Source organism: Halomonas nitroreducens, assembly GCF_003966155.1.
GTDB lineage: Bacteria > Pseudomonadota > Gammaproteobacteria > Pseudomonadales > Halomonadaceae > Halomonas > Halomonas nitroreducens.
In genome coordinates this window covers 138,143-160,176 of sequence record NZ_RXNS01000010.1, presented here as the reverse complement: position 1 = coordinate 160,176, position 22,034 = coordinate 138,143, and the positions used below count along the sequence as shown (strand labels likewise).

Below are 22,034 nucleotides of genomic sequence, written 5' to 3'. Positions count from 1 at the left end.
TAAGTCTTTTGGAGGAAATGATATGAAATTCATAAGCACGCGCGGTGTCGCACCAGCTCTAAATTTTACTGACACAGTATTGGCTGGCCTTGCTAGTGATGGCGGCCTTTATGTCCCTGAACAGCTGCCTTCATTCTCTCGAAAAGAAATTGAAGAAATGGCAGGGCTTGATTACTGCACTCTAGCCTTTCGTATTATTCGTCCCTTTGTTGGTGATGCTTTAACTAATGAAGAGTTGAAATGCATTATCGAGCGCTCTTACGCGGGGTTTCGTCATAGCGCTATGGCACCATTGGTGCAGACTGGCACCAATGAGTGGATCCTAGAACTATTTCATGGACCAACGGTGGCGTTCAAGGATTTCGCCTTGCAATTTCTTGGCCAGCTATTCGATCATTTACTTAAGAAGCGCGACGAGCGGATGGTCGTGATGGGGGCTACTTCTGGTGACACAGGTTCTGCTGCAATTGAGGGGTGCCGACATTGCAAGAATATAGATATATTTATCCTGCATCCACACAATCGAATTTCCGAAGTCCAGCGTCGACAAATGGCCACTGTGCTGTCAGACAATGTATTTAATATAGCTTTGGAGGGAAATTTCGACGATTGCCAGAATATAGTTAAGGCCAGCTTTGCTGACCAGACCTTCCTCCCTGATGGGCGTCGTCTGGTAGCAGTCAACTCTATCAACTGGGCGCGCATTATGGCGCAAATTGTCTACTATTTCTATGCTGCGCTGCGGCTAGGTGCACCAGCTAAAACGGTAAATTTTTCAGTGCCCACTGGAAATTTTGGAGATATCTTCGCTGGCTACCTGGCGCGTGAGATGGGGCTGCCTATTGACCAATTGGTAATTGCTACTAACGCCAATGATATTTTGCACCGCTGCATTAGTGAGAATGATCATACGCCTAGGCCACTTGTGCGCAGCCTTTCACCAAGCATGGACATAATGGTGTCCAGTAACTTCGAGCGACTGCTATTTGACCTATACGGTAAGAATGGTAGTGCTGTGTCAGAGTTGCTAGAGGATCAAAAGTCTCCTATGCACTTAAGTGAAACGGCCTTGGGGAAGGCAAGAGAAGTATTTACCTCTTATAGGGTGGATGACAGGCGAACTTTGGAGGTGATTCGCGGAATGCATGACTCCTGCAGTTATCTGCTTGATCCCCACACTGCGATTGGGGTTGAGGCCGCTCGCCAGGTGCGAAGGTCTATGGAGCAGCCGATGGTTTGCCTTTCTACAGCTCATCCAGCGAAATTTCCTGAGGCGGTGGCTAGTGCTCTACCAAGCAATCAGATTAAGTTGCCTTCCCACATGATGGACCTGTTCGAGCGAGAGGAGCGCATGAAGTTGTTGCCCAACGAATTGAGAGCAGTGCACCATTATATTTTGAAATCTCTGAATAAATAAGTATGAAGCTAAGGAGAATAATGGGGGGTGGATGGTACACATATCATTTGTGTGTCCTGGACTCATAGAATAACCGCAGTGATTTGGACCACCCGATGAAAGCAGGAGGGGAAGAGCCGGTATCCCCTGCTTTAGCGTCCAAAGTGAAGCAGGGCATGAGATACCGACAGCTGACCCAGACCCAATAATACTAGCCCCACACCTACTATGACTTGGCCATCAGACAGCGCTAGATTAGCAGGGAGATTGGTATCCTTGTGTCTCTCCGGGGGCTGTTGATTAGCTACCAGCAGGCTCTGGCATCAGGGTGAGCATCCACAGAGCCTGAGGCGTTATAGCCTGGGAGCTAGATTATGCCCCCTGATGCCCTCTATCTCGATAGCTTGAACCCGTTTCATTCATGAGGTCGCTGATCGAGCAGCGTGAAGAGGCGAGTTGCCGGCACCGGCCCTAAGGAGCAGCATTTGCGACGTGAGAATTTGCTGCCATATACCCTGAAAGAGCTTTCTCCTCACGTTTTTATAATCCTCAGGAATTGATTCCGGCCATCAGAGCAGCCGTGATCGCCGACCATCGTGGTGGCCGCCTTGCCTGCTGCGTGGGTCGTGGTGACGCCGGGGATCAGGCCAGGGGTGTCAACCCCGGCAGCCCCTTCAGTAAGGTGCGCCACCATTTGTCGGCGGCATCGCCGAGGTGAACAGTGATGCGCGGGGCGTGCACCGACAACGTCGCCGCCACCTTGAGCACCTGCTCACGCATGCGCATGAGACTCCACCCCTGGTGCGTGCGGCTCTCCAGCAAGCGCCGCAGCCCATGCAGGACCTGGTAGGCGTAGAGACTCAGCAGCAGACTTACCTCGTTGCGAGCCATCACGTCCTGGACGGTGGAGGCGCCCCGATCCGTCGATGAGAGGTGTACGTCGAGCGCCGACTTCACCTCGCCCATGTGTGCCTCGGCGCTGCCGCGCTTGCGGTAGAGCGCCAAGACCTGCTCCGGCGGCCAGTCGAACTTGCCGAGGTTGGTGACCAGGAAGAAGGCATGCAGCAGCAGATCATCGGGGCGTTCCTGCACCACCAGCACTACGCGTCGCGGCGCCGGCCAGGAACCGGCTTGGTACTCAAGGTCGTGGTACCACTCCCGAGGCTGCTCGGGTGGGCGGCCTCGCGGCCGCTTCAGGTACGGCGCCGCCAGCTTCTGAAGCCCCGAGTGACTGCGCAGCCGGCCCAGATACTCGATGCTGCGATCTTCCAGGGCTTCCAGCGTGTCGTTGTCGGTGAAACCGGCATCGATGCGCACCCGCACCTGGGCCCCGGTGCTCTCGTTGAGTCGCCGTACCAGATGCGGGATCCAGGTGTCGGCGTTCTCGGCCGGGCCGGCGTTCCCTTCGCGCAGCAGGCCACCCACCATGTCGCCGGTTTCGGCCAGCGAGGCGACCAGCGGCGAGTAGATCCGTACACCGTAAAGACCATGAAACGCCGAACCGCCCTGGTGTCCATGGACCTCGATCGGCAGGCCGTCAATGTCCAGGGTCAGCTGCTCGGGGCGTTCGCCATGCTTCAACGAGGTCAGACGCCAGACCACCAGTCGCAGCAGGCCTTCGTGCACGGCATCGATGTTGTCGTTGCGCCCGAGGCAGGTCAGCAGCCGCGACAGCGTGGCTTGAGACGGTCGGTCCTGCGCCAATGGCGTCGTCCCGCGAGCATCGCTGCAGGCCAGCTGCCAGAGCGGGTCACGACGCAACGTGTCGGTATCGCTGAGGTCGATCCAGCCCATCGAGCGCTGCAGCACCAGGGTGCGCAGCTGACTAGCCAGCGAATGGCGGATTCGCAGCGGGTGGCGCCGATCGACCAGATTGTCCTCCAGCGCATTGATCACGCCGCTGTTGTCGAGGGCTTCACGCAGCAGCAGAGCGCCGCTGTCGCTGGTGGTGCGCTGGCCGTCGAGCTCAACGCGGATGGACCCGTTGCAGGACGGAATCCAGGGAGATACGCTTTCACGCATAGCGGATGGTCCTCTGGAATCAGGTTCTTGCCGGAACGTTCTGATTTCTCAAGAGAATACCATCCGCTATCTTCGTTTTCAGGCCGGTCTCATGGATAAGCCGGGCTCAACGCTACGTGAGTGAGGCCATCAGCACAGCTTCGCTGTATGGCATCTCAAGGTGTCATTTCGGCCTTGTGCAGCCAGCGATATTGTCGGAGCATCAGTACTAGACTTTAGTCACGTTCGCGTCAGTTTTCTGAGTTTTCCGGAATTGTCAGACAAAAAGCGAGAAGCCGCCCCTTTCAGGGTCACCTAGTCTGCGTCGATACCCGCACGACAGTCTCCATAACAATAAGGTGACAAGGAGGACCCTGCCATGACTCATGTCTTTCGCCTTACGCCCCTTGCCGTTGGCCTGCTGATGGCCTCCCAGGCCGCCATCGCCGCCGATGCCAACCCAACCAGCCTGCCGCCTGCCCCCGAGTTCGAGGCCCGGGGCCAGGTCCAGACCCTGCCCCGCGACCGGCTGTTCGATTTCCGGGCGCTGGAGCAATACCAGGAACCCGCCTGGGTCCGCGAGAAGGTCGAGAAGGGCGTGCTGCCGCCCGTGGAGGAGCGATTGCCCGCCGAACCGCTGGTCTTCGAAAAGGCCGGCATGCCCGACGGCATCGGCGTCTACGGCGGCGTGTTGCGTCACGTGATCGGCGGCCGCCCGGAGGGCTGGAACTGGGCAGCCGGCCAGACCCAGGGCTGGGGGGGGATCAGCTACACCGTCGCCGAATGCCTGACCCGCACCGGCCCGCTGTTCATGTTGCCGCCGGACGAACAGGAGCCCCTGCCCAACCTAGCACGCCGTTGGGAGTGGTCCGAGGACGGCCGCCAACTGACCATGCACCTGGTCGAGGGGGCGCACTGGTCCGACGGGGCTCCCTTCACCAGCGAAGACGTCAGGTTTTACTGGGAAGACAACGTCCTCGATCCCAATGTTGCCACTTTCGCCTCGCCAGGGACCTATGGTGAGGGCACGACCCTCGAGGTGGTGGACGAGCATACCGTGCGCTGGACCTTCCAGGATCCCGCCTCCGCCCAGGTGCTGTTCCAGATGGCCTTCTTCTCGTTCTGTCCGGGGCCGGCCCATGTGCTCAAGGAACACCACCCGCGCTACAACGAGGCAAACAGCTACAATGACTACGTCAACGCCTTGCCCGTCGACGAGTTGCCGATTCCTACCATGGGCGCTTGGGTACCCACCGAGTACCGCAGCGACGAGCTGGTGCTGATGCGTCGCAACCCCTACTACTGGAAGGTCGACAGTGCCGGCAACCAGTTGCCCTATGTCGACGAGATGCAGTTTAAGCTGACCACTTGGTCGGATCGCACGGTGCAGGCGGTGGCTGGCAGCGCCGACTTCTCCAACATGGAGAATCCGGCCAACTACGTCAGCGCCCTGCAGCGCGCCCATGCCGAGGAGGCCCCGGCCCGACTGGAGTTCGGCCCCCGCACCGTGGGTTGGTCCCTTGACCTCAACCTGGCCGAGGAGATGGGCACCGACGACGACCGTCAACGTGCCATCCGTCAGCTCAACCGCCAGCTGACGTTCCGCCAGGCACTCAGTCACGCCATCGACCGCCAGGCGCTGGGCCAGTCGCTGGTGCGCGGCCCCTTCACGCATGCCTTTGCCGGAGGCGTCTTCCCGGAAGGCCCCGCGGTGGACGCCGATTCGGTGGTCTTCTACGGCTACGATCCGGAACTGGCCAACGCCTTGCTCGACGACCTGGGACTGAAGGATACCGACGGCTCCGGACTGCGTAACTGGACCGAGGGTCCCATGGCCGGCGAGGACCTGGAGATCACCCTTCAGATTGTCAACGAGTATCCCACCGACGTGACCCTGGCCGAGGGGCTGGTCGCCATGTTCCGTGACATCGGCATTCGCCTGATCCCGCGGCCGATGAGCGGTACCGCCTTCGACAACCGCGAGGGCAGCGCCCAGTTCGACATGCTGATCCGTCGCGCCGACGACCACATCGTGCCGATCCAGACCGGCGATATCTTCGCGCCCCTCCATGAGGGAACCCCGGTGTGGCATCTGGGCAGTGACGAGTTCCCGCGCGAGCTGATGCCTTTCGAGCAACGCCTGGCCGAGCTGATGACTACCTATCAGCGCGAGACCGACGGCGAGCGTCAGGCGGCGCTGATCGGCGAGTTCAACCGGGTGTTCACAGAGAACCTCTACCAGATCGGTCTGACCAGCGCGCCGGGTGCCCTGATCGTCAACAAGCGCCTGAAGAACGTGCCGGCGGGCACCCCGATCCGCACCTACCAGTGGGCCGAGGACGCCCTCATCCGTGAGCGTCTGTGGACGCCGGAAGATCAGCAGCTCGGTGAGTTGCGCCCCGAGACCCTGCCGGTAGGCCGGGACTGATCCCCAACCCGACGAGCCCGGACACCCTGCGCGGTGTCCGGCGCGAACCGCTCGCCCAGGAGCCAGGACATGACCTACTTGATTCGACGGATGCTCGGCGCCATCCCGCTGTTGATCGCGCTGAGCATCATTTCCTTCGCCCTGATCCAGTTGCCCCCCGGCGACTATGCCGACCAGTTGCAGTCTCAGGCCATGTCGATGGGTGGCCTGTCCCGCGAAGACGCCCAGGCCATGGCCGATGCCTACCGGGAGCGCTACGGTCTCGATCAGCCGCTGGTGGTGCAGTACCTGAGTTGGATGAAAGGCATGTTGCTGGACGGCGATTTCGGCTACTCCTTCAGCCAGAACAAGCCGATCAGCGAACTGGTCGCCGAGCGGTTGCCGATCACCCTGCTCATCGCCGGCCTCAGCCACGTGCTGGCCACCCTGGTGGGCGCGGGCCTGGGCATCTATGCCGCCACACGGCAGTACAAGCTGGGCGACACCGTCTCGGGGTTGATCTCCTTCATCGGCATGACGACCCCACGCTTCATCATGGCGCTGGTGCTGCTCTACTGGCTCGTGTTCGGCCTGGGGCTGACCAACGTCTCCAGCCTGTTCTCTCCCGAATTCATCCTCGAGCCCTGGTCGCTGGCCAAGTTCGTCGACCTGATGACTCACATCTGGCCGGTGCTGTTGATCGCCGTGTTCGGCGGCATGGCCTACAACCTGCGCGTAATGCGCAGCAACATGCTCGACGTGCTGCAGGCCCAGTACGTCGAGACCGCTCGCGCCAAGGGCCTGTCCCGTCGCCGAGTGGTGCTCAAGCACGCCGTGCCAAATGCCTCCCACCCGCTGGTGATGTACCAGGGCGTGGCGCTGCCCTACATGATTGCCGGCGAACTCGAGGTCGCCATCGTCTTCGCCCTGCCCACCGTGGGGCCGCTGATCGTCTCGGCGATGAACGCCCAGGACGTCTTCGTGGTGTCGACCTTCATGCTGTTGCTGGCCGTCACCCTGGTGATCGGCAACATCATTGCCGATGCCTTGCTGACGTTGATCGACCCGAGGCTGCGCAAGCAATGAGGAATGACAAGATGACAACGGCACAACTCTCTCAGGGGGTGTCCGAGCCCCCGCTCGACGCTCATCACGTGGCTGGTGGGGAAAGCTACCCGACGCTGGTGTGGCGCCGCTTCCGCCGCAACAAGCTGGCGCTGATCGGCTTGGCCATGCTGATCCTGCTGGTGACGGTGGCGGTCTTCGCCCCCTTCTTCGCCCCCATGGATCCCACCGCGCGCAGCAGCGACCACAGCTACGGCCCGCCCCAGACCCTGAACTGGTACAGCGAGGAGGGCGGCTTCAGCCTGCGCCCCTTCGTGCATCCCCTCGAGGAGAGCTATGACCCGGTCACCTACCAGCCGATCCTCGAGGAGAACACCAGCGAACGGATCTACGTGGAGTTCTTCGCCGCGGGCTGGGAGTACCGCTGGTTGGGCATTCCCCTGGAGACCCACCTCTTCCAGCTGGAGGACGGCTCGCCGCTGTACCTGATGGGCAGCGACGCCCTGGGCCGCGACTTGTTCAGCCGCATCCTGTTCGGCGCACGCCTGACGCTGCTGCTGGGGGTGCTGGTGGTGGCGCTGTCGGTGACCGTGGGCACCCTGGTGGGCATTACCTCGGGATACTTCGGCGGGCGCAAAGATAACCTCATCCAGCGCGTCACCGAGCTGTTCTTGGCCTTCCCGGAGCTTCCGCTGTTTCTGGCGCTGATCGCCATCCTGCCCCAGGCCGCCCAGCCATCGACGCTGTTCCTGCTGATGGTGGCGATCCTCAGCGTGCTCAAGTGGGCCCAGCTGGCCCGCGAGGTACGCGGCAAGGCGCTGAGCCTGGCTCAGCTCGACTACGTCAAGGCGGCCATCGCCTGCGGCGCCAGCGACAGGCGCATCATCCTGCGCCATATCCTGCCCAACGTGATGAGCCACGTGATCGTGGCCTCCACCATCCTGATCCCCAACGTGATCCTGGCCGAGAGCTTCCTGAGCTTCCTGGGGGTGGGCATCCAGGCACCGCTGATCAGCCTGGGCCAGCTGCTCAATGCCGCAGCCGACTTTCAGGCGGTGGGTGCCTATCCCTGGCTGCTCTCCCCGGTGCTGTTCATCCTGCTGGCCGTGCTGGCATTCAACGCCATCGGCGATGGCCTGCGTGACGCCATCGACCCCTACGGCAATGCGTGAGGAGACCGACATGATCACCCCGACTCAACCGCTTCTGACTGCTGACCACCTCAATGTCTCCTTCCGCACCGAAGGAGGGCGAGTCCACGCCGTGCGCGACGTCTCCTTCACCCTCGGCAAGGGCGAGCTGGTGGCCCTGGTTGGCGAGAGCGGTTCCGGCAAGTCGGTGACCGCCCGCACCCTGATGGGCCTGTTGCCCCAGAGTGCTCGCCTGGAGGCGGACAGCCGCGTCGATTTCGACGGCGAGGAGATCTCACGCTACGGCGAGAAGCAGATGATGAAGCTGCGCGGCAATCGCATCGCCATGATCTTCCAGGAACCGATGACCTCGCTGAACCCGGTCTACACCATCGCCAGCCAGGTGGGGGAGATGATCCGTGCCCATCGGCGGGTGAGCAAGCAGGAGGCCCGCGAGCGCACCCTGGCGCTGCTCACCGAGGTCGGCATTCCCCAGCCCGAGGAGCGCCTCGACCAGTACCCTCATCAGCTCTCCGGCGGCCAGCGCCAACGGGTGATGATCGCCATGGCCCTGGCCAACGAGCCCGAGCTGCTGATCGCCGACGAGCCGACCACGGCGCTGGACGTCACCGTCCAGGCGCAGATCCTGCAGTTGATTCGCCGCCTGCAGAAGAGCCACGGCATGAGCGTGCTGTTGATCACTCACGATCTGACCATCGTCCAGCAGTATGCCGACCGGGTCTACGTGATGGAGAAGGGGCAGGTGGTGGAGGAGGGGGCCACCCATGACATCTTCGAGTGCCCGCAGCATCGCTATACCCGAATGCTGCTGGCCTCCGAGCCCAGCGGCAGCGCCGACCCTATTCCGGCAGACAGCCCGTTGCTGCTTGAGGCGCTCAACATGCAGGTCAACTTCCGCATCGGCAAGAAGAAGCTCTTCAGTCCCAAGCCACGCCCGCGTCTCAAGGCGGTGGACGATATCTCGCTGGCGCTCAAGCGGGGCGAGGCCCTGGGTATCGTCGGCGAGAGCGGCTCGGGCAAGACCACCCTGGGCCAGGCCATCCTCGGCCTGCTGGATGCCGAAAGTCATGGTGAGGTGATCTTCGACGGACAGCCGATCCACTCGCTGAGCCGTGAGGCGATGCGCCCACTTCGCAAGCGCATGCAGATCGTCTTCCAGGATCCCTTTGCGTCCCTCAACCCGCGCATGACGGTGCGCCAGATCATCCACGAGGGCATGGAGATCAACCGCATCGGCGAGACCCGGGCCGAGCGCCACCGTCTAGCCGCCCAGGCGTTGAGCGATGCCGGGCTCGGCGAGTTCGCCCTGGAGCGCTTCCCCCACGAGTTCTCCGGTGGTCAGCGTCAGCGTATCGCCATCGCCCGCGCCATCGCCCTCGAGCCGGAGTTCCTGCTGCTCGACGAGCCCACCTCGGCGCTCGATCTCACCGTGCAGCGCCAGATCATCGAGCTGCTCAAGGGCCTGCAGAAGAAGTACGGCCTCTCCTACCTGTTCATCAGCCATGACCTGCGAGTGGTGCGGGCGCTCTGCCAGCGGGTGATGGTCATGCAGGCCGGTCGCGTGGTCGAGGCCGGTCCCACCGAGCAGGTGATGGTCAGTCCAGAGGAGGACTATACCCAGCGCCTGATCAAGGCCGCCTTCGAGGTCCGTCTCGACGACGAGGCCGCCTGACGTCTCCCCGACCCAATTTACAGGCATTCAACCGGCCGCGGGTCCCACCCGCAGCCCAGAGGAGTCATGACATGCAAGACTGGTATCACCTCAAGGGAACCCACAGCAGCCTGGTAGTCGGCAGCGACGATGGTCAGCTGCCTCGTGTGGTGCACTGGGGCGCCCGCCTGGCCGACGATACGCCGCTCGCGCATCTCGCTCGGTTGACCGACCTGCCGAGTCCCAACGGCAGCGTCATGGACACGGTTCCCCATCTCAGCCTGGTGCCCGAGTTGGGGCGTGGCTTCCACGGTGAGGCGGGGCTGATGGGCCATGCCGACCGCCAGCGCTGGGGTGGCCAGTTCACGCTGATGGACGTCGAAGAACTCGGCGACGTCGCCCTGCGCTTCCACTGCCGCGATGACATCGCAGACCTGGCACTGGTCATCGAAGTAGCCATGGATCCGAGCTGCGACGTGGTGACCCTGAAGGCGCGTCTGACCAATCTGGCCGCGGCACCCTTCGACCTGGATCACCTGGGCCTGACGCTGCCGTTGCCCGCGCGCGCCGCGGAACTGATCAGCTTCCACGGTCGCTGGATCCAGGAGTTCCTCACCCAGCGCCAACCCTGGCCGATGAGCAAGCTGGTGCGCGAGAACCGTCGAGGCAAGACCTCGCACGACAGTTTCCCGGCGTTGATTGCCGGCGGGACCGGCCTCGGGGAACAACGTGGCGAGGCCTGGGGCATTCACCTGGCCTGGAGCGGCAACCATCGCCTGGTCGCCGAGCGGCTGGTCGAGGGGCCGCGACATATTCAGGCGGCCGAATGGCTCTACCCTGGCGAGCTGCGCCTGGCCGAGGGGGAGTCCTACGCCACGCCCAAGGTCTATGCCAGCTGGTCCGGCCAGGGCCTCAACCGCCTCTCCCAGCAGTTCCATCGCTGCCTGCGGGGCCTGATGGAGCTGGATGTGACCCGCAAGCCGCGCCCGGTACACCTCAACACCTGGGAAGGCTTCTACTTCGACCATCGACCCGATGAGCTTCTCGACCTGGTGGAGCACTCTGCTAGAGTCGGGGTGGAGCGTTTCATCCTCGACGATGGCTGGTTCGGCAAGCGGGACGATGACCATGCCGGCCTCGGTGACTGGTTCGTCGACGAGCGCAAGCATCCCGGCGGGCTCGGTTACCTGATCGACGCGGTCAAGGCGTGTGGAATGGAATTCGGCCTGTGGTTCGAGCCGGAGATGGTCAACCCCGACTCCGAGCTGTTCCGCGCCCATCCCGATTGGATCCTCCAGTTGGAGGGTTACGATCAGCCACTGGGGCGCCATCAGTACGTCCTCGATCTGGCCAGGCCCGAGGTGTTCGACTACCTCTTCGAGCGGATCGATCACTTCCTCTCGACCTACGACATCGCCTATATCAAGTGGGACATGAACCGCGACCTGGTGCAGCCGGGCAGTGGTGGGGTGCCCAGCGTGCATCGCCAGACCCAGGCCTTTTACCGCCTGGTGGCAAGTCTGCGCGCCGCCCACCCCGAGGTGGAGATCGAGACCTGCGCCTCCGGCGGCGGGCGCATCGACTTCGAGGTACTGCGCCATACCCAGCGGGTCTGGCTGTCGGACTGCATCGACCCGCTGGAGCGCCAGCGCATGCAGTACGCCGCCTCGTTGTTCCTGCCCCCGGAGATCCTCGGCTCGCATATCAGCGCCAGCCCCAGTCACACCACCGGGCGCCGGCACTCGCTGGGCTACCGGTTGATCACCGCCATGTTCGGCCATATGGGCCTGGAGCTGGACGTGCGTGGAATGACCGAGGCCGAGCAGCGCGAGGTACGCGGACTGGTCGAGCTTTACCGGCAGCATCGCGACCTGTTGCACCGCGGCGATTTCACGCGACTCGACACCGCCGACGACGCCCTGCAGGCCTACGGTGTGGTGGACGAAGACCGCCGTCGGGCGCTGTTCGCTGCCACCACCCTGGCGCTGCCGAAACAGTTCCTGCTTCCGCCCCTGCGACTGGCGGGGTTGGACCCACAGCGTCAATACCGGGTGGGCTTCTGGTTGCCGGAGGGGGCCATCGGGCCTCAGCGCGAGCCCAACGTCTTGCTGGACGAGGAAGGCGGCGTCTTCTCCGGCGAACTGTTGCAGACCGTCGGCCTGCAGCTCCCGGTCCTCCATCCGGAAGCTGCCATGCTGATCGAGGTCGAGGGTGTCTGAGCGACGCCCCTGGCCGAACGTCGACCGGGCCATGCGGCGGGCGTTGGCAGCACGTGCTGACCCCGCTAGCATGAACCATGACACTACCCGGCCGAGCCCACGGTCGGGGCGGGCCTTGGGGAGATCGTCCATGGCACAGCGCGGGGGCATCCAGGAGATCGAGTCTCTGGATGAGCAGTTGCTCGATCGGCCGACGCTTTTCCACTATCGTCCCGATCAGGTCTACCTGGAGGCGGGGCGACCGGACAACATGCGCTGCCACCACTGGCACAGCCATGTGGAACTCAACCTGCCGCTGGGCGACGGGGTCGAGTACCTGATCAATGGTCGGGAGCTTCATCTCCCGGCCGGTCATCTCGGCCTGTTTTGGGCCGCCATGCCCCACCGCCTGATCCGCCGCGGCGACTGTCATCGCATGCTGCTGGTGTATGTGCCCATCCAGATGTTCATGAACTGGCCCCTGGATGAGGCCCTGATCGGCGACCTGATGGGCGGGGCGGTGCTGGCCTCCCGCGAGCCTTATGGGTTGGCCGTCGACCAGTTCGATACCTGGCTCCAGGACTTTCGCGGCGACGATGCCACCCTGCGTGGGGTGATCGCCGAGGAGGTGCAGCTGATGCTGCGTCGTCTGACCCGCTATGGTTGGCAGGCGCTGTTGCTACCGGAGCTTTCCGCCGCATGGGGGGGCGGCGTGCATGACCCGCGACTGGGCAAGGTGCAGCAGATGCTGGCCTTCATCGCCGCCCACTACGACCAGCCGATCACTGCCGGCGAGGTGGCCGCCGCCGCCGAGCTTCACCCCCATTACGCCATGGGGCAGTTCAAGAAGGTGATGCGCACCTCGATCAAGCAGTACATCAATGGGCTGCGTATCAATCAGGCCAAGGCGCTGTTGATCGACACCGACCGACCGATCCTAGATATCGCCCTGGCGGTGGGTTTCGGTTCCAGCAGTCGCTTCTACGAGGTGTTCCAGCGTGAGCTGGCAATGCCACCGAGCGCTTTCCGCAAGCAGCATCACGGCAGCGGTGGGTCGCCTTAGGGGAAGCCCCGTCGCTGCCTCGCTCTTGCACTGGTGCCCTAGCTCCCCAGTATGGCATCGATGCGGGCCAACTCTTCCTCCCCGAAGGGGGCGGCTTCCAGCGCGCCGATGCACTGCTCGATCTGCTCTGGGCGGCTGGCACCGATCAGGGCGCTGGTCACTACCTCATCGCGCATTACCCAGCTTAGTGCCATTTGCGCCAGGCGCTGGCCGCGTGCGGTGGCGATCTCGTTGAGGGCGCGTGCTTTCTCGATCCTGGCGGTTACGTCGTCGGATGACAGATGGACCTGCTCGTGGCGCGCGGCACGTGACCTCTCGGGAATACCGGCCAAGTACTTGTCTGTGAGAATGCCCTGCTCGAGGGGCGAGAAGACAATGGCACCCAGACCCTCGCGGCGCAGGGTGTTGAAGAGCCCCGAGGTCTCCGGGCCGCGATCGAGCATGCTGTAGCGTGGTTGGTGAATCAGCAGCGGAGTCCCCATGTCTCGCAGCAGCCGGGCGGTGTCGGCGGTTCGCTCGGGACTGTAAGAGGAGATGCCCACGTAGCGCGCCTTTCCCGCGCGCACCATGTGATCCAGAGTCGCCACCGTCTCCTCCAGCGGCGTGTCGGGATCCGGGCAGTGGTGATAGAAGATGTCGACGTATTCCAGCCCCATTCTCCACAGGCTCTGGTCGAGACTAGCCATCAGGTGCTTGCGTGAGCCGCCGATGCCGTAGGGGCCCGGCCACATGTCGTATCCCGCCTTGGTGGAGACGACCAGTTCATCACGGTGAGCACGGAAGTCTTCCTTGAGCAGTCGGCCGAAGGTGGTCTCGGCACTGCCGTAAGGCGGGCCGTAGTTGTTGGCCAGGTCAAAGTGGGTGATGCCCAGGTCGAAGGCCCGGCGCAGCATGGCTCGGGCTGTCTCCAGCGAATCGATCCCGCCGAAATTGTGCCATAGTCCCAGCGACAGCGGAGGCAGCTTGAGCCCGCTTCGACCGCAGCGGCGATAGGTAAGACGGTCGTAACGCCGGGTGTCGGGGTGGTAGGCAGGAAGGGGGGCGTCGGTACGCATGTTGAACTCCTTACACCATTGCAAAAAGCCCGCGGTATGGAACCGCGGGAAAGGATCGACGCAGTTTTGCCAAAGTCAGACCATGCCGCGACTGAGTTACCCGTCAGAAGTGATACTTGAGGCGAAGTCGGGCACCATAGCGGTCGGCATCGCTCAGATCTCCGTTCGCATCGTGGTCGATCATGCTGTAGAAGGCGCCAAGGTAGGTGTGGAAGTCCTCGATGCCAAGTACGTCGGGGAAGTGATAGGAGGTGTAGATGGTATCCGCCGTGTAGTTGCCCTCCGGAGTAACGGCTTCCGGGTCCGCGGCGGGGTTGACCTCTCCGATCTCGTTGTCTGCATGGATATAACCGAGACCGACACGGCGCCAGAGCGCATTCACGCCGACGGTGGCATTGCTCTCCTCGTGGGCGTCCAGGTAGGCCAGGTTGAGATTGACCGACAGGTCGCCAGCGGCATAGGAGAGTCGGATGCCATAGCCGGTTCGGTCGCTGATATCCACACCGCGCTCGTCGACCACGGCATCACTGACCACGTTGGTCTCGGCCCCGGCAGCCAGGGTCCAGGGGCCCGGCGTCCAGGCCAGCACCGGGCGCAGGATCGCCGAGTTCTTGGTGTCGTCCCGGTCGATGGAGAAGCCGTGGTAGGTGTCGGAATCAAAGAGGTTAGAGCGATCGCCGAACAGCGTTCCTAGTTCCGCATAGAGGTCGCCAACCTGCTGGCTAATCAGCACCTGGCCGGCACTGGCTCCGCGGCCACGGCCCTCCTTGACCTGATAGATGTATCCGCTACCGTCCCGGTACAGGTTGTTGGCCGTATCACCGTTGTGCTCGATAAATACGTCCTGCAATGGGAAGAGGTCATAGCCCTCGAAACGGCCTACCTTGACCTCGCCGCCCTGGCCATTGCCGATGGCCAGCCAGGCGTCGTCGACCCCGACGCCACCATCGCTACCCAGCAGGGGCTGAGCCTTGAAGCGTGCATAGTGGCCCTCAGTGGAGCGGCGTTCGCCGGCGATCTCGAACAGTACGCGGCCGGTCTGGTTGTATTCGTCGCGGGTTTCGATCTCCTCGGCGAAGAAGATCGAGCCTCGGGCCGCTTCCTGGCTGTTATAGGCATTGATATCGAGCTCGACGTCACCCGCGAAGGACAGTGACCCGTTGTCACCCTCGTAGGTCATGCCTGCCATGACGGGGCTCGCCAGGCTCAGGGCGATGGACAGAGGTGCCAGGGAAAAGGGCAGGTGGCGCTTGATGGACGTCATGTGTTGCATCCTCCAGTTGAATTGTTATTGCGGCAAAATTACCGGTGATTTCAGGCAGATCCTTGCCGTTATTCCATCATCCTTTTTGTTAATTTGGTGTTTTATAGAGAGTAATGATGCGGGGTGTTTAACGCTTCTGGCTTTTTGTCATATATTTACGGGAAAGTCAGATATTCTCCAGATTGCGACTAATGTCTATGATGTGTTGGCCGAAAGAAAGAGTGCGTTAAGGAAAGAGTTTTAGGCGGGAGGGTAGGGGAGTTGTGAGCGAAAGGGGGCGAATAACGAAAGCAAAGGAGTGTCGAGGTATGGGAAGAAAAGGGAGAAGAAGAAAATAATAGGGAAAGGAAAAGGGAAATGGGGGAGGGAAACAGCAGGGCGCCCTGTAGTTGTTTGGGCTGGCGTGTCATCAGGAGCGCGACAAGCCGCGCCAGCAGCGCGGCCTATCTGGTGCGGTTGATCTTTATATGGTGAATGCCGATGTGTGTGAGCGCCTGAAAGACCGGTGAAGCGTTCAGTTCAGGCGCAGCGGCGGCTCGACGAGGCCTTGCACGCCCACCTCGGCGACGAACAGCGAACCGGCGTGGGGCTCGGCCGCGAGGCGGGTGGGGGAGAGGCCTTCTCGGGCGGTGGTAATATACAGCCGGTCGAGGGCCTTGCCGCCGAAGGCGGGGCAGGAGGGCTGGCTGACCGGAAGGATGACCTCGGCGACGATGCGGCCGTCGTGGTCCAGACGCACCACCTTGCCGGCCCCCCACAGGGCCAGCCAAAGATGGCCGGCGGCGTCGACCACGGCGCCGTCGGGGTTGCCATCGTGGGCCGAGAAGTCCGCCCAGGGAGCGGGCTCGCCCACCGGCCAGCCCGCGGAGTCCAGTGCCCAGCGCATCACCATCCCGGTGGCGGTATCGGTGAACCAGGCGAGCTCGCCGCCGGGCGAGAAACACAGGGCGTTGGGGATGGTCAGGCCCGTGCGCAGTCGGGTGAGCTCTCCGCGGTGCAGGCGGTAGAGGCTGCCGGCACCGGATTCGGCGGCCTTGCCCATCGTGGAAAGCCATAGGCTGCCGTGGCGGTCGACCCGCGCGTCGTTGCTGCGGGTCAGCGGGTTGTCGGCCTCGAAGCCGCAGAGTGTCTCGCTACAGCTGCTTCGCGGATCGAACCGGCTCAGGCGATCCTCGCCGACCAGCAGCAGGTCACCATCTGTCAGTGGGGCGGGCAGCGAGATCATATGGCCAATGTCGACTCGGCCGGTCTCTTCGCTGGCCGCGTCCAGCCAGTGCATCCGACCCTGGAGGATATTGCACCAGTAGAGACGCCCCTGGCTGGCGTGCCACTGGGGACCCTCGCCCAGTTCGCAGCGACAATCCACGGCCAGGTCGGCCGTCCAGGTGGGCAGGCTCATGTTTCGCCTCCCGCGGACTGCCAGGCATCGATCAAGGTGCGTGCCTGGTCGCCTACCTGCTCAGCGCTCTGGCCCGGCTGGTAGATGGCGCTGCCGAGTCCTGCGCCGTCCACGCCGGCGGCGCGCCAGGCGGCGAAGTTGTCCGTGCCGATGCCGCCCACCGCGTAGATCAGGGTGCCCGGGGGCAGCACGGCGCGTACCGCCTTCATGCCCGCGATGCCCACCTGCACGGCGGGGAACAGTTTCAGCCCGCTGGCGCCGGCATCCAGGGCATCGAACGCCTCGGAGGGGGTGACCACCCCGGGCCAGCTGGCCATCGCCAGGCGACGCGTTTCCTCGATCACCGCCGGGCGGCAGTTGGGCGAGACGATCAGCCGGCCCCCGGCGGCATGCACGTCGCGCACCTGGGCCACGGTCAGCACGGTGCCGGCGCCCACCTGGGCGCGATCGCCCAGCGCATCGACCAGGCGGCGTATGCTGTCCAGCGGGTCGGGGGAGTTGAGCGGCACCTCGAGCCGGGTGATGCCGGCGGCAAGCACCGCCTCGCCCACCGCCACCGCCTCGCCGGGGGTGACGCCGCGCAGGATACCGATCAGGGGCAGGGTCATTAGGCGTCTCCTTGGGAATCGTCAGGTGCCGAGGGCGGCGTTGGCCAGCCCCAGGCCGGCCAGCACGGCGGCCTCGCCGTCTAGCCGGTGGGCCTCATGGCCCAGGGCCTCGAGGGCCAGGGCATAGCGGGCGCAAAGGGTCTGGTTACCGATCAGGGTGATCGGGGTGGAGGCCAGTGCCTCGCCCATGCCGGCCAGTTCCAGGCCGATCACCAGCCCCGAGAGGCGGGCAGCCAGCCGTGCCCCGCGGGCCTCGCCGTCCGGCAGGCGGTCGTCCAGCAAGTCGGCGGCGCGCAGCCCGAACAGGCGGGCACTGAAGGCGCGGGGGGCGTCGTTGACCTCCCGCACCGCCGACAGGAAGGCGTCACGGTCGCCAGGGGTCGTCAGGTCATCGTCACCGGTGGAGTGCCTGAGCACCGACTGGCTGGCCAGCAGGCGGTACAGCTCGCCGCTCAGGAAGGTGGTGAAGCGCTCGAGGGTGCCGTTCTCGAGCCGGGCCCACTTGGCGTGGGTACCGGGCAGGCAGGCCAGCCCCGAGAAGCCCGGCTGGTCGGCCACCAGGCCGGCGAGCTGGGTCTCCTCGCCGCGCATCACGTCGAAGGCGCCATCGGCGGTCTGGCAGAGCCCCGGCAGCAAGGCGACCCGCAGGCGTGGATCCTGCACCGCCGGGGAGACGGCGCCGTTGCCGAGGCCATCCAGGCGGGTCGGGACGGGCAGGTAGGCGGCCTCCCGCCAGCCCTGGCGGGCCCCGGCCATGCCGCACACCCGTACCGGCATGCGACCGCTGGCGGGCAGCCAGTCGCCGACGGCCTCGAGCAGGGTGGGCTCGTAGTCCGCCGGAGTGAGCGAGAGCATGCCCTTGTCGCGGCTGGCGCTGGCCAGCACCTCGCCATCGGCGTCCAGCGCCCAGGCGCGCAGGTTGCTCGAGCCCCAGTCCACGGCGATCCAGGCCAGGCGGCGGGCAATGTCATGGGCTCGGCTCATGCTCGGCCTCCGTCCACCACCAGCTCCTGGCCGGTCATCATCCGCGAGGCCCTCGAGGCCAAGAACAGGCAGGGGCCGATCATGTCCTCCACCGGGATTGGCTCCTTGAGGCATTGCTGTTCGAGGCACTCCTGGAGATCGGCATCGTTGACCCACAGCTCCTTCTGGCGCTCGGTCATCACCCAGCCGGGGATCAGGCAGTTGACGCGGATAGCGTCGGGGCCCAGCTCGCGGGCCAGGGCCCGGGTCAGGCCCATGATCCCGGCCTTGGCGGTGACGTAGCTGGGGTAGCCGCCGAGCCCCAGCAGGTAGCTGTTGGACGACAGGTTGATGATGGCGCCGCCGCCCAGCGTACGCATGTCCGGCGCCACCGCCTGGGCGGTGAAGAACTGCGGGCGCAGGTTGGTGGCCAGCGAGTCGTCCCACTGCTCGACGCTCCAGTCGTCGAGGCGGTGGCGGGTGTCCCGGGCGGCATTGTTGACCAGTACGCCGATGGGGCCATGGACCTCGCGAGCCTGGGCGATGGCATCCTGCAACGCTTCGACGTCGCGAATGTCGCACTCGATGAACAGCGGTCGGTTGCCGTATTTCTCCTGCATGGCGTCACAGAAAGCATCGGCAGTGCTGAGACCCACGAAGGTCACCTTAGCGCCCTGGGACAAAAAGCCCTCGGTCAGCGCAGCGCCGATGCCGGAGCCGCCGCCGGTGATGAACACGCTCTGGCCCTTCAGGTCGCCGAAGCTCAGGTCAGTGAAGCTGAAACTCATACGTTTCTCCTCGTTGCGCACGCCTTACCATTCGGCGATGGAGCCATCCTCGTGGGACCACACCGGGTTGCGCCAGCGATGGCCCACCTTGGCGCGTTCCTCGACGAAGGCCTCGTCGATCTCCACGCCCAGCCCCGGGCCCTGGGGAATGGCGCAGAAGCCGTCCTCGATGGCCAGCGCCGACTTGTCGACCAGGTAGTCGAGGACGTCGTTGTCCTGGTTGTAGTGGATGCCCATGCTCTGTTCCTGGATGAAGGCGTTGTGGCTGACTGTATCCACGTGCAGCGAGGTGGCGAGCGTCAGCGGGCCGAGCGGGCAGTGGGGGGCCAGCGCCACGTCGTGGGCCGAGGCCAGGGCGGCGATCTTGAGACCCTCGCTGATGCCGCCGCAGTGGGAGAGGTCGGGCTGGATGATATCGATCATGCCGTCGGCGAGCAGGTCGCGGAACGCGAAGCGGGTGTGCAGCCGCTCGCCGGTGGCCAGGGGGTAGCCGAGACCGCCGGCGATCTGCTTGAGGCAGGGCAGGTGCTCGGGCGCCACCGGCTCCTCGACGAACATCGGGTGGAAGGGCTCCAGCTCGCGCAGCAGCGCATTGGCCATGGGTCGGTGCACCCGGCCATGGAAATCGATGCCGATGCCCACGTCGGGGCCCACGGCGTCGCGGGCCTCGGCGACGCGGGCCACGGCCTCGTCGACCTTGCGATGGCTGTCGACGATCTGCAGTTCCGGGGTGCCGTTCATCTTGAAGGCGGTGAAGCCCTGCTCGACCAGGGCGCTGGCGCCCGCGCCGACGTCGCTGGGGCGGTCGCCGCCGGTCCAGGCGTACATGCGCATCTTGTCACGCACGGCGCCGCCGAGCAGCTGGTGCACCGGCACGCCCAGGTCGCGGCCCTTGAGGTCCCACAGCGCCTGGTCGATGCCGGCGATGGCGCTCATCAGGATCGGCCCGCCGCGGTAGAAGCCGGCGCGGTACATGGTGTTCCACAGGTGCTCGATGCGATGCGGGTCCTGGCCGACCAGGTAGTCGGCGAGCTCATGGACGGCGGCCTCCACGGTGGCGGCCCGGCCCTCGATGACCGGCTCGCCCCAGCCAAAGACGCCGGCATCGGTCTCGATCTTGAGGAACAACCAGCGGGGCGGGACCTGCCAGGTCTTGAGTCGGGTGATCTTCATCTGCGGGTTCCTTCGGTTCAGCCTTCGGCGTCGGCCGGCGAGGCGGTGGCGGATTGCAGGGGGCTATCGGTGACGATGCCCAGGTCGATGGCGGTGCGCCTGAGCACCTCTCGGGCCGCGCTCTCCGCGGCCTCTGGAGCACGGTGGCGGATTGCCTCCAACACCTGGCCGTGGCGATCCAGGCTGTCCTCCAGCCCGGCCTGAAACTGATGGACCTGGGCCTGGGACCCCTGGATGAGGGCGATGATGGAGGGGCGCAGCAAGTGTCCCATCTGGCGCCAGACCAGGTTGTGGCTGGCAAGGTAGATGGCGTCGTGGAAGGCCACGTCGTACTCCACGTGCAGGCTGCGTGCCTCGGGATCTGTGGCGGTACGGGTCATGCCCTGGAAGGCGCTCTCCAAGCGCTCGAGGTCCTGTGTCTCGACGGCCTGGGCAGCCAGGCGGGCGACCACCGGCTCCGCCGAGTAGCGGAAGGCGAAGATCTCGCGCACCAGCTGCGGATCGGGATGGGTCAGCCCGACCATCCACTCGCTCATCTGCGGGTCGAGCAGGTGCCAGTCGTTGATCTCGCGCACCACGGTGCCGCGTCCCGCGGTGCGCTCGATCAGGCCGGTAGCGGTGAGGCTCGCCAGGGCGTTGCGCACCTGGTTACGGCTGACATCGAAGTGGGCGCAGAGGTCCAGCTCCCGCGGGAAGGCGGCGCCGGGTTGCCAGCGGCCCGCGAGCAGCGCCCTCGCCAGCAGTCGGGCCAGCTCTTCGGCACCACCGCGGTGGGGGGGAAGGCCATCGAGGGTCATGACGGAGGCTCCTGGAAGGGACGATGGAAGTAGCCTATTAAATGTCTGACATTTTAGCAAGCCGAAGTCTGTCGCGAGGATCATGTTGCTATTCGCGATTCAGAAGGGGATGACGCGACCCGGTATCCGCTGGCTGGCGACGGGCATCGAAGTACATGCCGCTGGAGCGGAACTCTCGAGGAGATACGCCAAAGCTGCGGCGGAACGCCTTGGCGAAGTAATTGGGGTCGTGAAAACCCAGTGACAGGGCCACCGCCTTCACCGACACCTCGCGCCGTGCGAGCAGTTCGGCGGCGCGGCGCATGCGTTCCTGCAGCAGGTACTCGCCAGGCGCCTGCCCAACCGCCCGCACGAAGCGGCGGGTGAAGTGGGCACGGCTCAGCCCGGCGAGCCGGGCCAGGGCGCTGACATCTAGCTCGGCCAGTCGCGCCGCATCGGGCGGGTCGGCATGCAGGGCCGCCTGCAGGTGTTCCAGGGCTCGGGCCACCCCAGTCGGGGGGGCGGTGGGCCGGTCGGTGGCAGAGGGGGCGGCGTCATGCAGGGTCATCAGCAGCCGATAGGCCAGGCTCGAGGCCTCGCCGGCGTCGGGCAAGGGCGGGGCGAGCAGCCTCGCGACACCGGCGGCCAGTATCTCCAGCGCCACGGGGCGGGGGCGCACCACCGGGCCGCGCTCGCCGATCAACAGGCGCTGCAGGCGCAGCGCCTCATGGCCGTGCAGCGACATGAAGAGGAACTCCCAAGGCGCGCCGTCCGCCTGCCACCAGTAGCTGTGGTCATGGGGCACCGTGACCAGCATGCAGTCACCGGGACCGAGCCGCAGGCGTCGACCCTCGAAACGCAGCCAGCCCTCCCCGGCGAGGGTGTGCTGGACGATGGCGAAGGGCGTGTCGCCGCGCTCCAGGCCGTGCCAGCGATAGCGCTCGTCGGCGACCCGATCGTAGCCGACGCCGCTGGGCAGCACCGGCAATGCATAGCGATCCCGGAGCAGTGGGACGGCCTGCATGGCGGGCCCCCCGGTTCGGATCCGATTGAGCACAAAATTACCCTTCATGGCA

The 22,034-nt window shown here is 64.5% G+C and carries 17 protein-coding genes; 7 read left to right on the top strand and 10 right to left on the bottom strand.

From position 1 onward, the window contains the following. The first annotated feature begins 22 nt into the window (after window positions 1–22). Window positions 23–1,417: a threonine synthase gene (gene thrC, locus EKG36_RS11860; protein WP_126484328.1), complete on the top strand. Its 1,395-nt coding sequence runs from the start codon at window positions 23–25 to the stop codon at window positions 1,415–1,417. A gap of 621 nt (window positions 1,418–2,038) precedes the next feature. On the opposite strand, the gene EKG36_RS11855 is transcribed toward thrC, so the two are convergent. Further along, window positions 2,039–3,418: an IS1380 family transposase gene (locus EKG36_RS11855; RefSeq protein ID WP_126484326.1), complete on the bottom strand. Its 1,380-nt coding sequence runs from the start codon at window positions 3,416–3,418 to the stop codon at window positions 2,039–2,041. Between the two features lie 358 nt (window positions 3,419–3,776). On the opposite strand from EKG36_RS11855, the gene EKG36_RS11850 reads away from it, so the two are divergent. The 6 genes from EKG36_RS11850 to melR all read left to right on the top strand — a co-directional run bounded on the left by EKG36_RS11850 (window position 3,777) and on the right by melR (window position 12,932). Continuing rightward, a complete protein-coding gene (locus EKG36_RS11850; RefSeq protein ID WP_126484324.1) occupies window positions 3,777–5,825 on the top strand; it encodes an ABC transporter substrate-binding protein in 2,049 nt (682 codons plus the stop codon). A 69-nt stretch (window positions 5,826–5,894) separates the two neighbouring features. Next, complete coding sequence (locus EKG36_RS11845) at window positions 5,895–6,890, top strand: ABC transporter permease (RefSeq protein ID WP_126484322.1); 996 nt, start codon at window positions 5,895–5,897, stop codon at window positions 6,888–6,890. An 11-nt stretch (window positions 6,891–6,901) separates the two neighbouring features. Then, the gene (locus EKG36_RS11840) at window positions 6,902–8,041 is read left to right on the top strand and encodes an ABC transporter permease (protein ID WP_126484320.1); all 1,140 of its coding nucleotides are present in this window, start codon (window positions 6,902–6,904) and stop codon (window positions 8,039–8,041) included. Window positions 8,042–8,051: 10 nt separating this feature from the next. Next, window positions 8,052–9,692, top strand: coding sequence for an ABC transporter ATP-binding protein (locus EKG36_RS11835; RefSeq protein WP_221766073.1), 1,641 nt, complete (start codon window positions 8,052–8,054; stop codon window positions 9,690–9,692). Between the two features lie 71 nt (window positions 9,693–9,763). Beyond that, window positions 9,764–11,890 carry an alpha-galactosidase gene (locus tag EKG36_RS11830; RefSeq protein ID WP_126484317.1) on the top strand — a complete coding sequence of 709 codons (2,127 nt, stop codon included), beginning with the start codon at window positions 9,764–9,766 and terminating at the stop codon, window positions 11,888–11,890. Between the two features lie 130 nt (window positions 11,891–12,020). Continuing rightward, window positions 12,021–12,932, top strand: coding sequence for a transcriptional regulator MelR (gene melR / locus EKG36_RS11825; RefSeq protein ID WP_185827545.1), 912 nt, complete (start codon window positions 12,021–12,023; stop codon window positions 12,930–12,932). Window positions 12,933–12,970: 38 nt separating this feature from the next. Here melR and mgrA read toward each other — a convergent pair whose 3' ends face one another. From mgrA to EKG36_RS11780, 9 genes are all read right to left on the bottom strand, one after another. Then, window positions 12,971–13,987, bottom strand: coding sequence for an L-glyceraldehyde 3-phosphate reductase (gene mgrA / locus EKG36_RS11820; protein ID WP_126484313.1), 1,017 nt, complete (start codon window positions 13,985–13,987; stop codon window positions 12,971–12,973). 103 nt (window positions 13,988–14,090) lie between these two features. Continuing rightward, window positions 14,091–15,251, bottom strand: a complete 1,161-nt coding sequence (locus EKG36_RS11815) for a carbohydrate porin (protein ID WP_185827544.1) — start codon at window positions 15,249–15,251, stop codon at window positions 14,091–14,093. Window positions 15,252–15,765: 514 nt separating this feature from the next. Beyond that, window positions 15,766–16,650 (bottom strand): SMP-30/gluconolactonase/LRE family protein, encoded by an 885-nt coding sequence (locus EKG36_RS11810; RefSeq protein ID WP_126484309.1) that lies wholly within the window; start codon window positions 16,648–16,650, stop codon window positions 15,766–15,768. Beyond that, window positions 16,647–17,258 carry a 2-dehydro-3-deoxy-6-phosphogalactonate aldolase gene (locus EKG36_RS11805; RefSeq protein WP_126484307.1) on the bottom strand — a complete coding sequence of 204 codons (612 nt, stop codon included), beginning with the start codon at window positions 17,256–17,258 and terminating at the stop codon, window positions 16,647–16,649. The genes EKG36_RS11810 and EKG36_RS11805 overlap by 4 nt, the downstream gene beginning before the upstream one ends. A 21-nt stretch (window positions 17,259–17,279) precedes the next feature. Continuing rightward, the gene (locus EKG36_RS11800; RefSeq protein WP_126484305.1) at window positions 17,280–18,242 is read right to left on the bottom strand and encodes a 2-dehydro-3-deoxygalactonokinase; all 963 of its coding nucleotides are present in this window, start codon (window positions 18,240–18,242) and stop codon (window positions 17,280–17,282) included. Beyond that, window positions 18,239–19,009: an SDR family NAD(P)-dependent oxidoreductase gene (locus EKG36_RS11795; protein WP_126484303.1), complete on the bottom strand. Its 771-nt coding sequence runs from the start codon at window positions 19,007–19,009 to the stop codon at window positions 18,239–18,241. Before EKG36_RS11795 ends, EKG36_RS11800 begins: the two co-directional genes overlap by 4 nt. A 24-nt stretch (window positions 19,010–19,033) precedes the next feature. After that, window positions 19,034–20,182 (bottom strand): galactonate dehydratase, encoded by a 1,149-nt coding sequence (gene dgoD / locus EKG36_RS11790; protein WP_126484302.1) that lies wholly within the window; start codon window positions 20,180–20,182, stop codon window positions 19,034–19,036. A gap of 17 nt (window positions 20,183–20,199) precedes the next feature. Further along, complete coding sequence (locus EKG36_RS11785; protein ID WP_126484300.1) at window positions 20,200–20,979, bottom strand: FadR/GntR family transcriptional regulator; 780 nt, start codon at window positions 20,977–20,979, stop codon at window positions 20,200–20,202. Window positions 20,980–21,067: 88 nt separating this feature from the next. After that, window positions 21,068–21,982, bottom strand: a complete 915-nt coding sequence (locus tag EKG36_RS11780; protein WP_221766072.1) for a helix-turn-helix transcriptional regulator — start codon at window positions 21,980–21,982, stop codon at window positions 21,068–21,070. Window positions 21,983–22,034 lie beyond the last annotated feature (52 nt).

Excerpts from the sequence above, each read along its gene's own strand:
- thrC (WP_126484328.1), top strand. The coding sequence starts at position 23 with ATGAAATTCATAAGCACGCGCGGTGTCGCACCAGCTCTAAATTTTACT.
- EKG36_RS11855 (WP_126484326.1), bottom strand. The coding sequence starts at position 3,418 with ATGCGTGAAAGCGTATCTCCCTGGATTCCGTCCTGCAACGGGTCCATC.
- EKG36_RS11850 (WP_126484324.1), top strand. The coding sequence starts at position 3,777 with ATGACTCATGTCTTTCGCCTTACGCCCCTTGCCGTTGGCCTGCTGATG.
- EKG36_RS11845 (WP_126484322.1), top strand. The coding sequence starts at position 5,895 with ATGACCTACTTGATTCGACGGATGCTCGGCGCCATCCCGCTGTTGATC.
- EKG36_RS11840 (WP_126484320.1), top strand. The coding sequence starts at position 6,902 with ATGACAACGGCACAACTCTCTCAGGGGGTGTCCGAGCCCCCGCTCGAC.
- EKG36_RS11835 (WP_221766073.1), top strand. The coding sequence starts at position 8,052 with ATGATCACCCCGACTCAACCGCTTCTGACTGCTGACCACCTCAATGTC.
- EKG36_RS11830 (WP_126484317.1), top strand. The coding sequence starts at position 9,764 with ATGCAAGACTGGTATCACCTCAAGGGAACCCACAGCAGCCTGGTAGTC.
- melR (WP_185827545.1), top strand. The coding sequence starts at position 12,021 with ATGGCACAGCGCGGGGGCATCCAGGAGATCGAGTCTCTGGATGAGCAG.
- mgrA (WP_126484313.1), bottom strand. The coding sequence starts at position 13,987 with ATGCGTACCGACGCCCCCCTTCCTGCCTACCACCCCGACACCCGGCGT.
- EKG36_RS11815 (WP_185827544.1), bottom strand. The coding sequence starts at position 15,251 with ATGACGTCCATCAAGCGCCACCTGCCCTTTTCCCTGGCACCTCTGTCC.
- EKG36_RS11810 (WP_126484309.1), bottom strand. The coding sequence starts at position 16,650 with ATGAGCCTGCCCACCTGGACGGCCGACCTGGCCGTGGATTGTCGCTGC.
- EKG36_RS11805 (WP_126484307.1), bottom strand. The coding sequence starts at position 17,258 with ATGACCCTGCCCCTGATCGGTATCCTGCGCGGCGTCACCCCCGGCGAG.
- EKG36_RS11800 (WP_126484305.1), bottom strand. The coding sequence starts at position 18,242 with ATGAGCCGAGCCCATGACATTGCCCGCCGCCTGGCCTGGATCGCCGTG.
- EKG36_RS11795 (WP_126484303.1), bottom strand. The coding sequence starts at position 19,009 with ATGAGTTTCAGCTTCACTGACCTGAGCTTCGGCGACCTGAAGGGCCAG.
- dgoD (WP_126484302.1), bottom strand. The coding sequence starts at position 20,182 with ATGAAGATCACCCGACTCAAGACCTGGCAGGTCCCGCCCCGCTGGTTG.
- EKG36_RS11785 (WP_126484300.1), bottom strand. The coding sequence starts at position 20,979 with ATGACCCTCGATGGCCTTCCCCCCCACCGCGGTGGTGCCGAAGAGCTG.
- EKG36_RS11780 (WP_221766072.1), bottom strand. The coding sequence starts at position 21,982 with ATGCAGGCCGTCCCACTGCTCCGGGATCGCTATGCATTGCCGGTGCTG.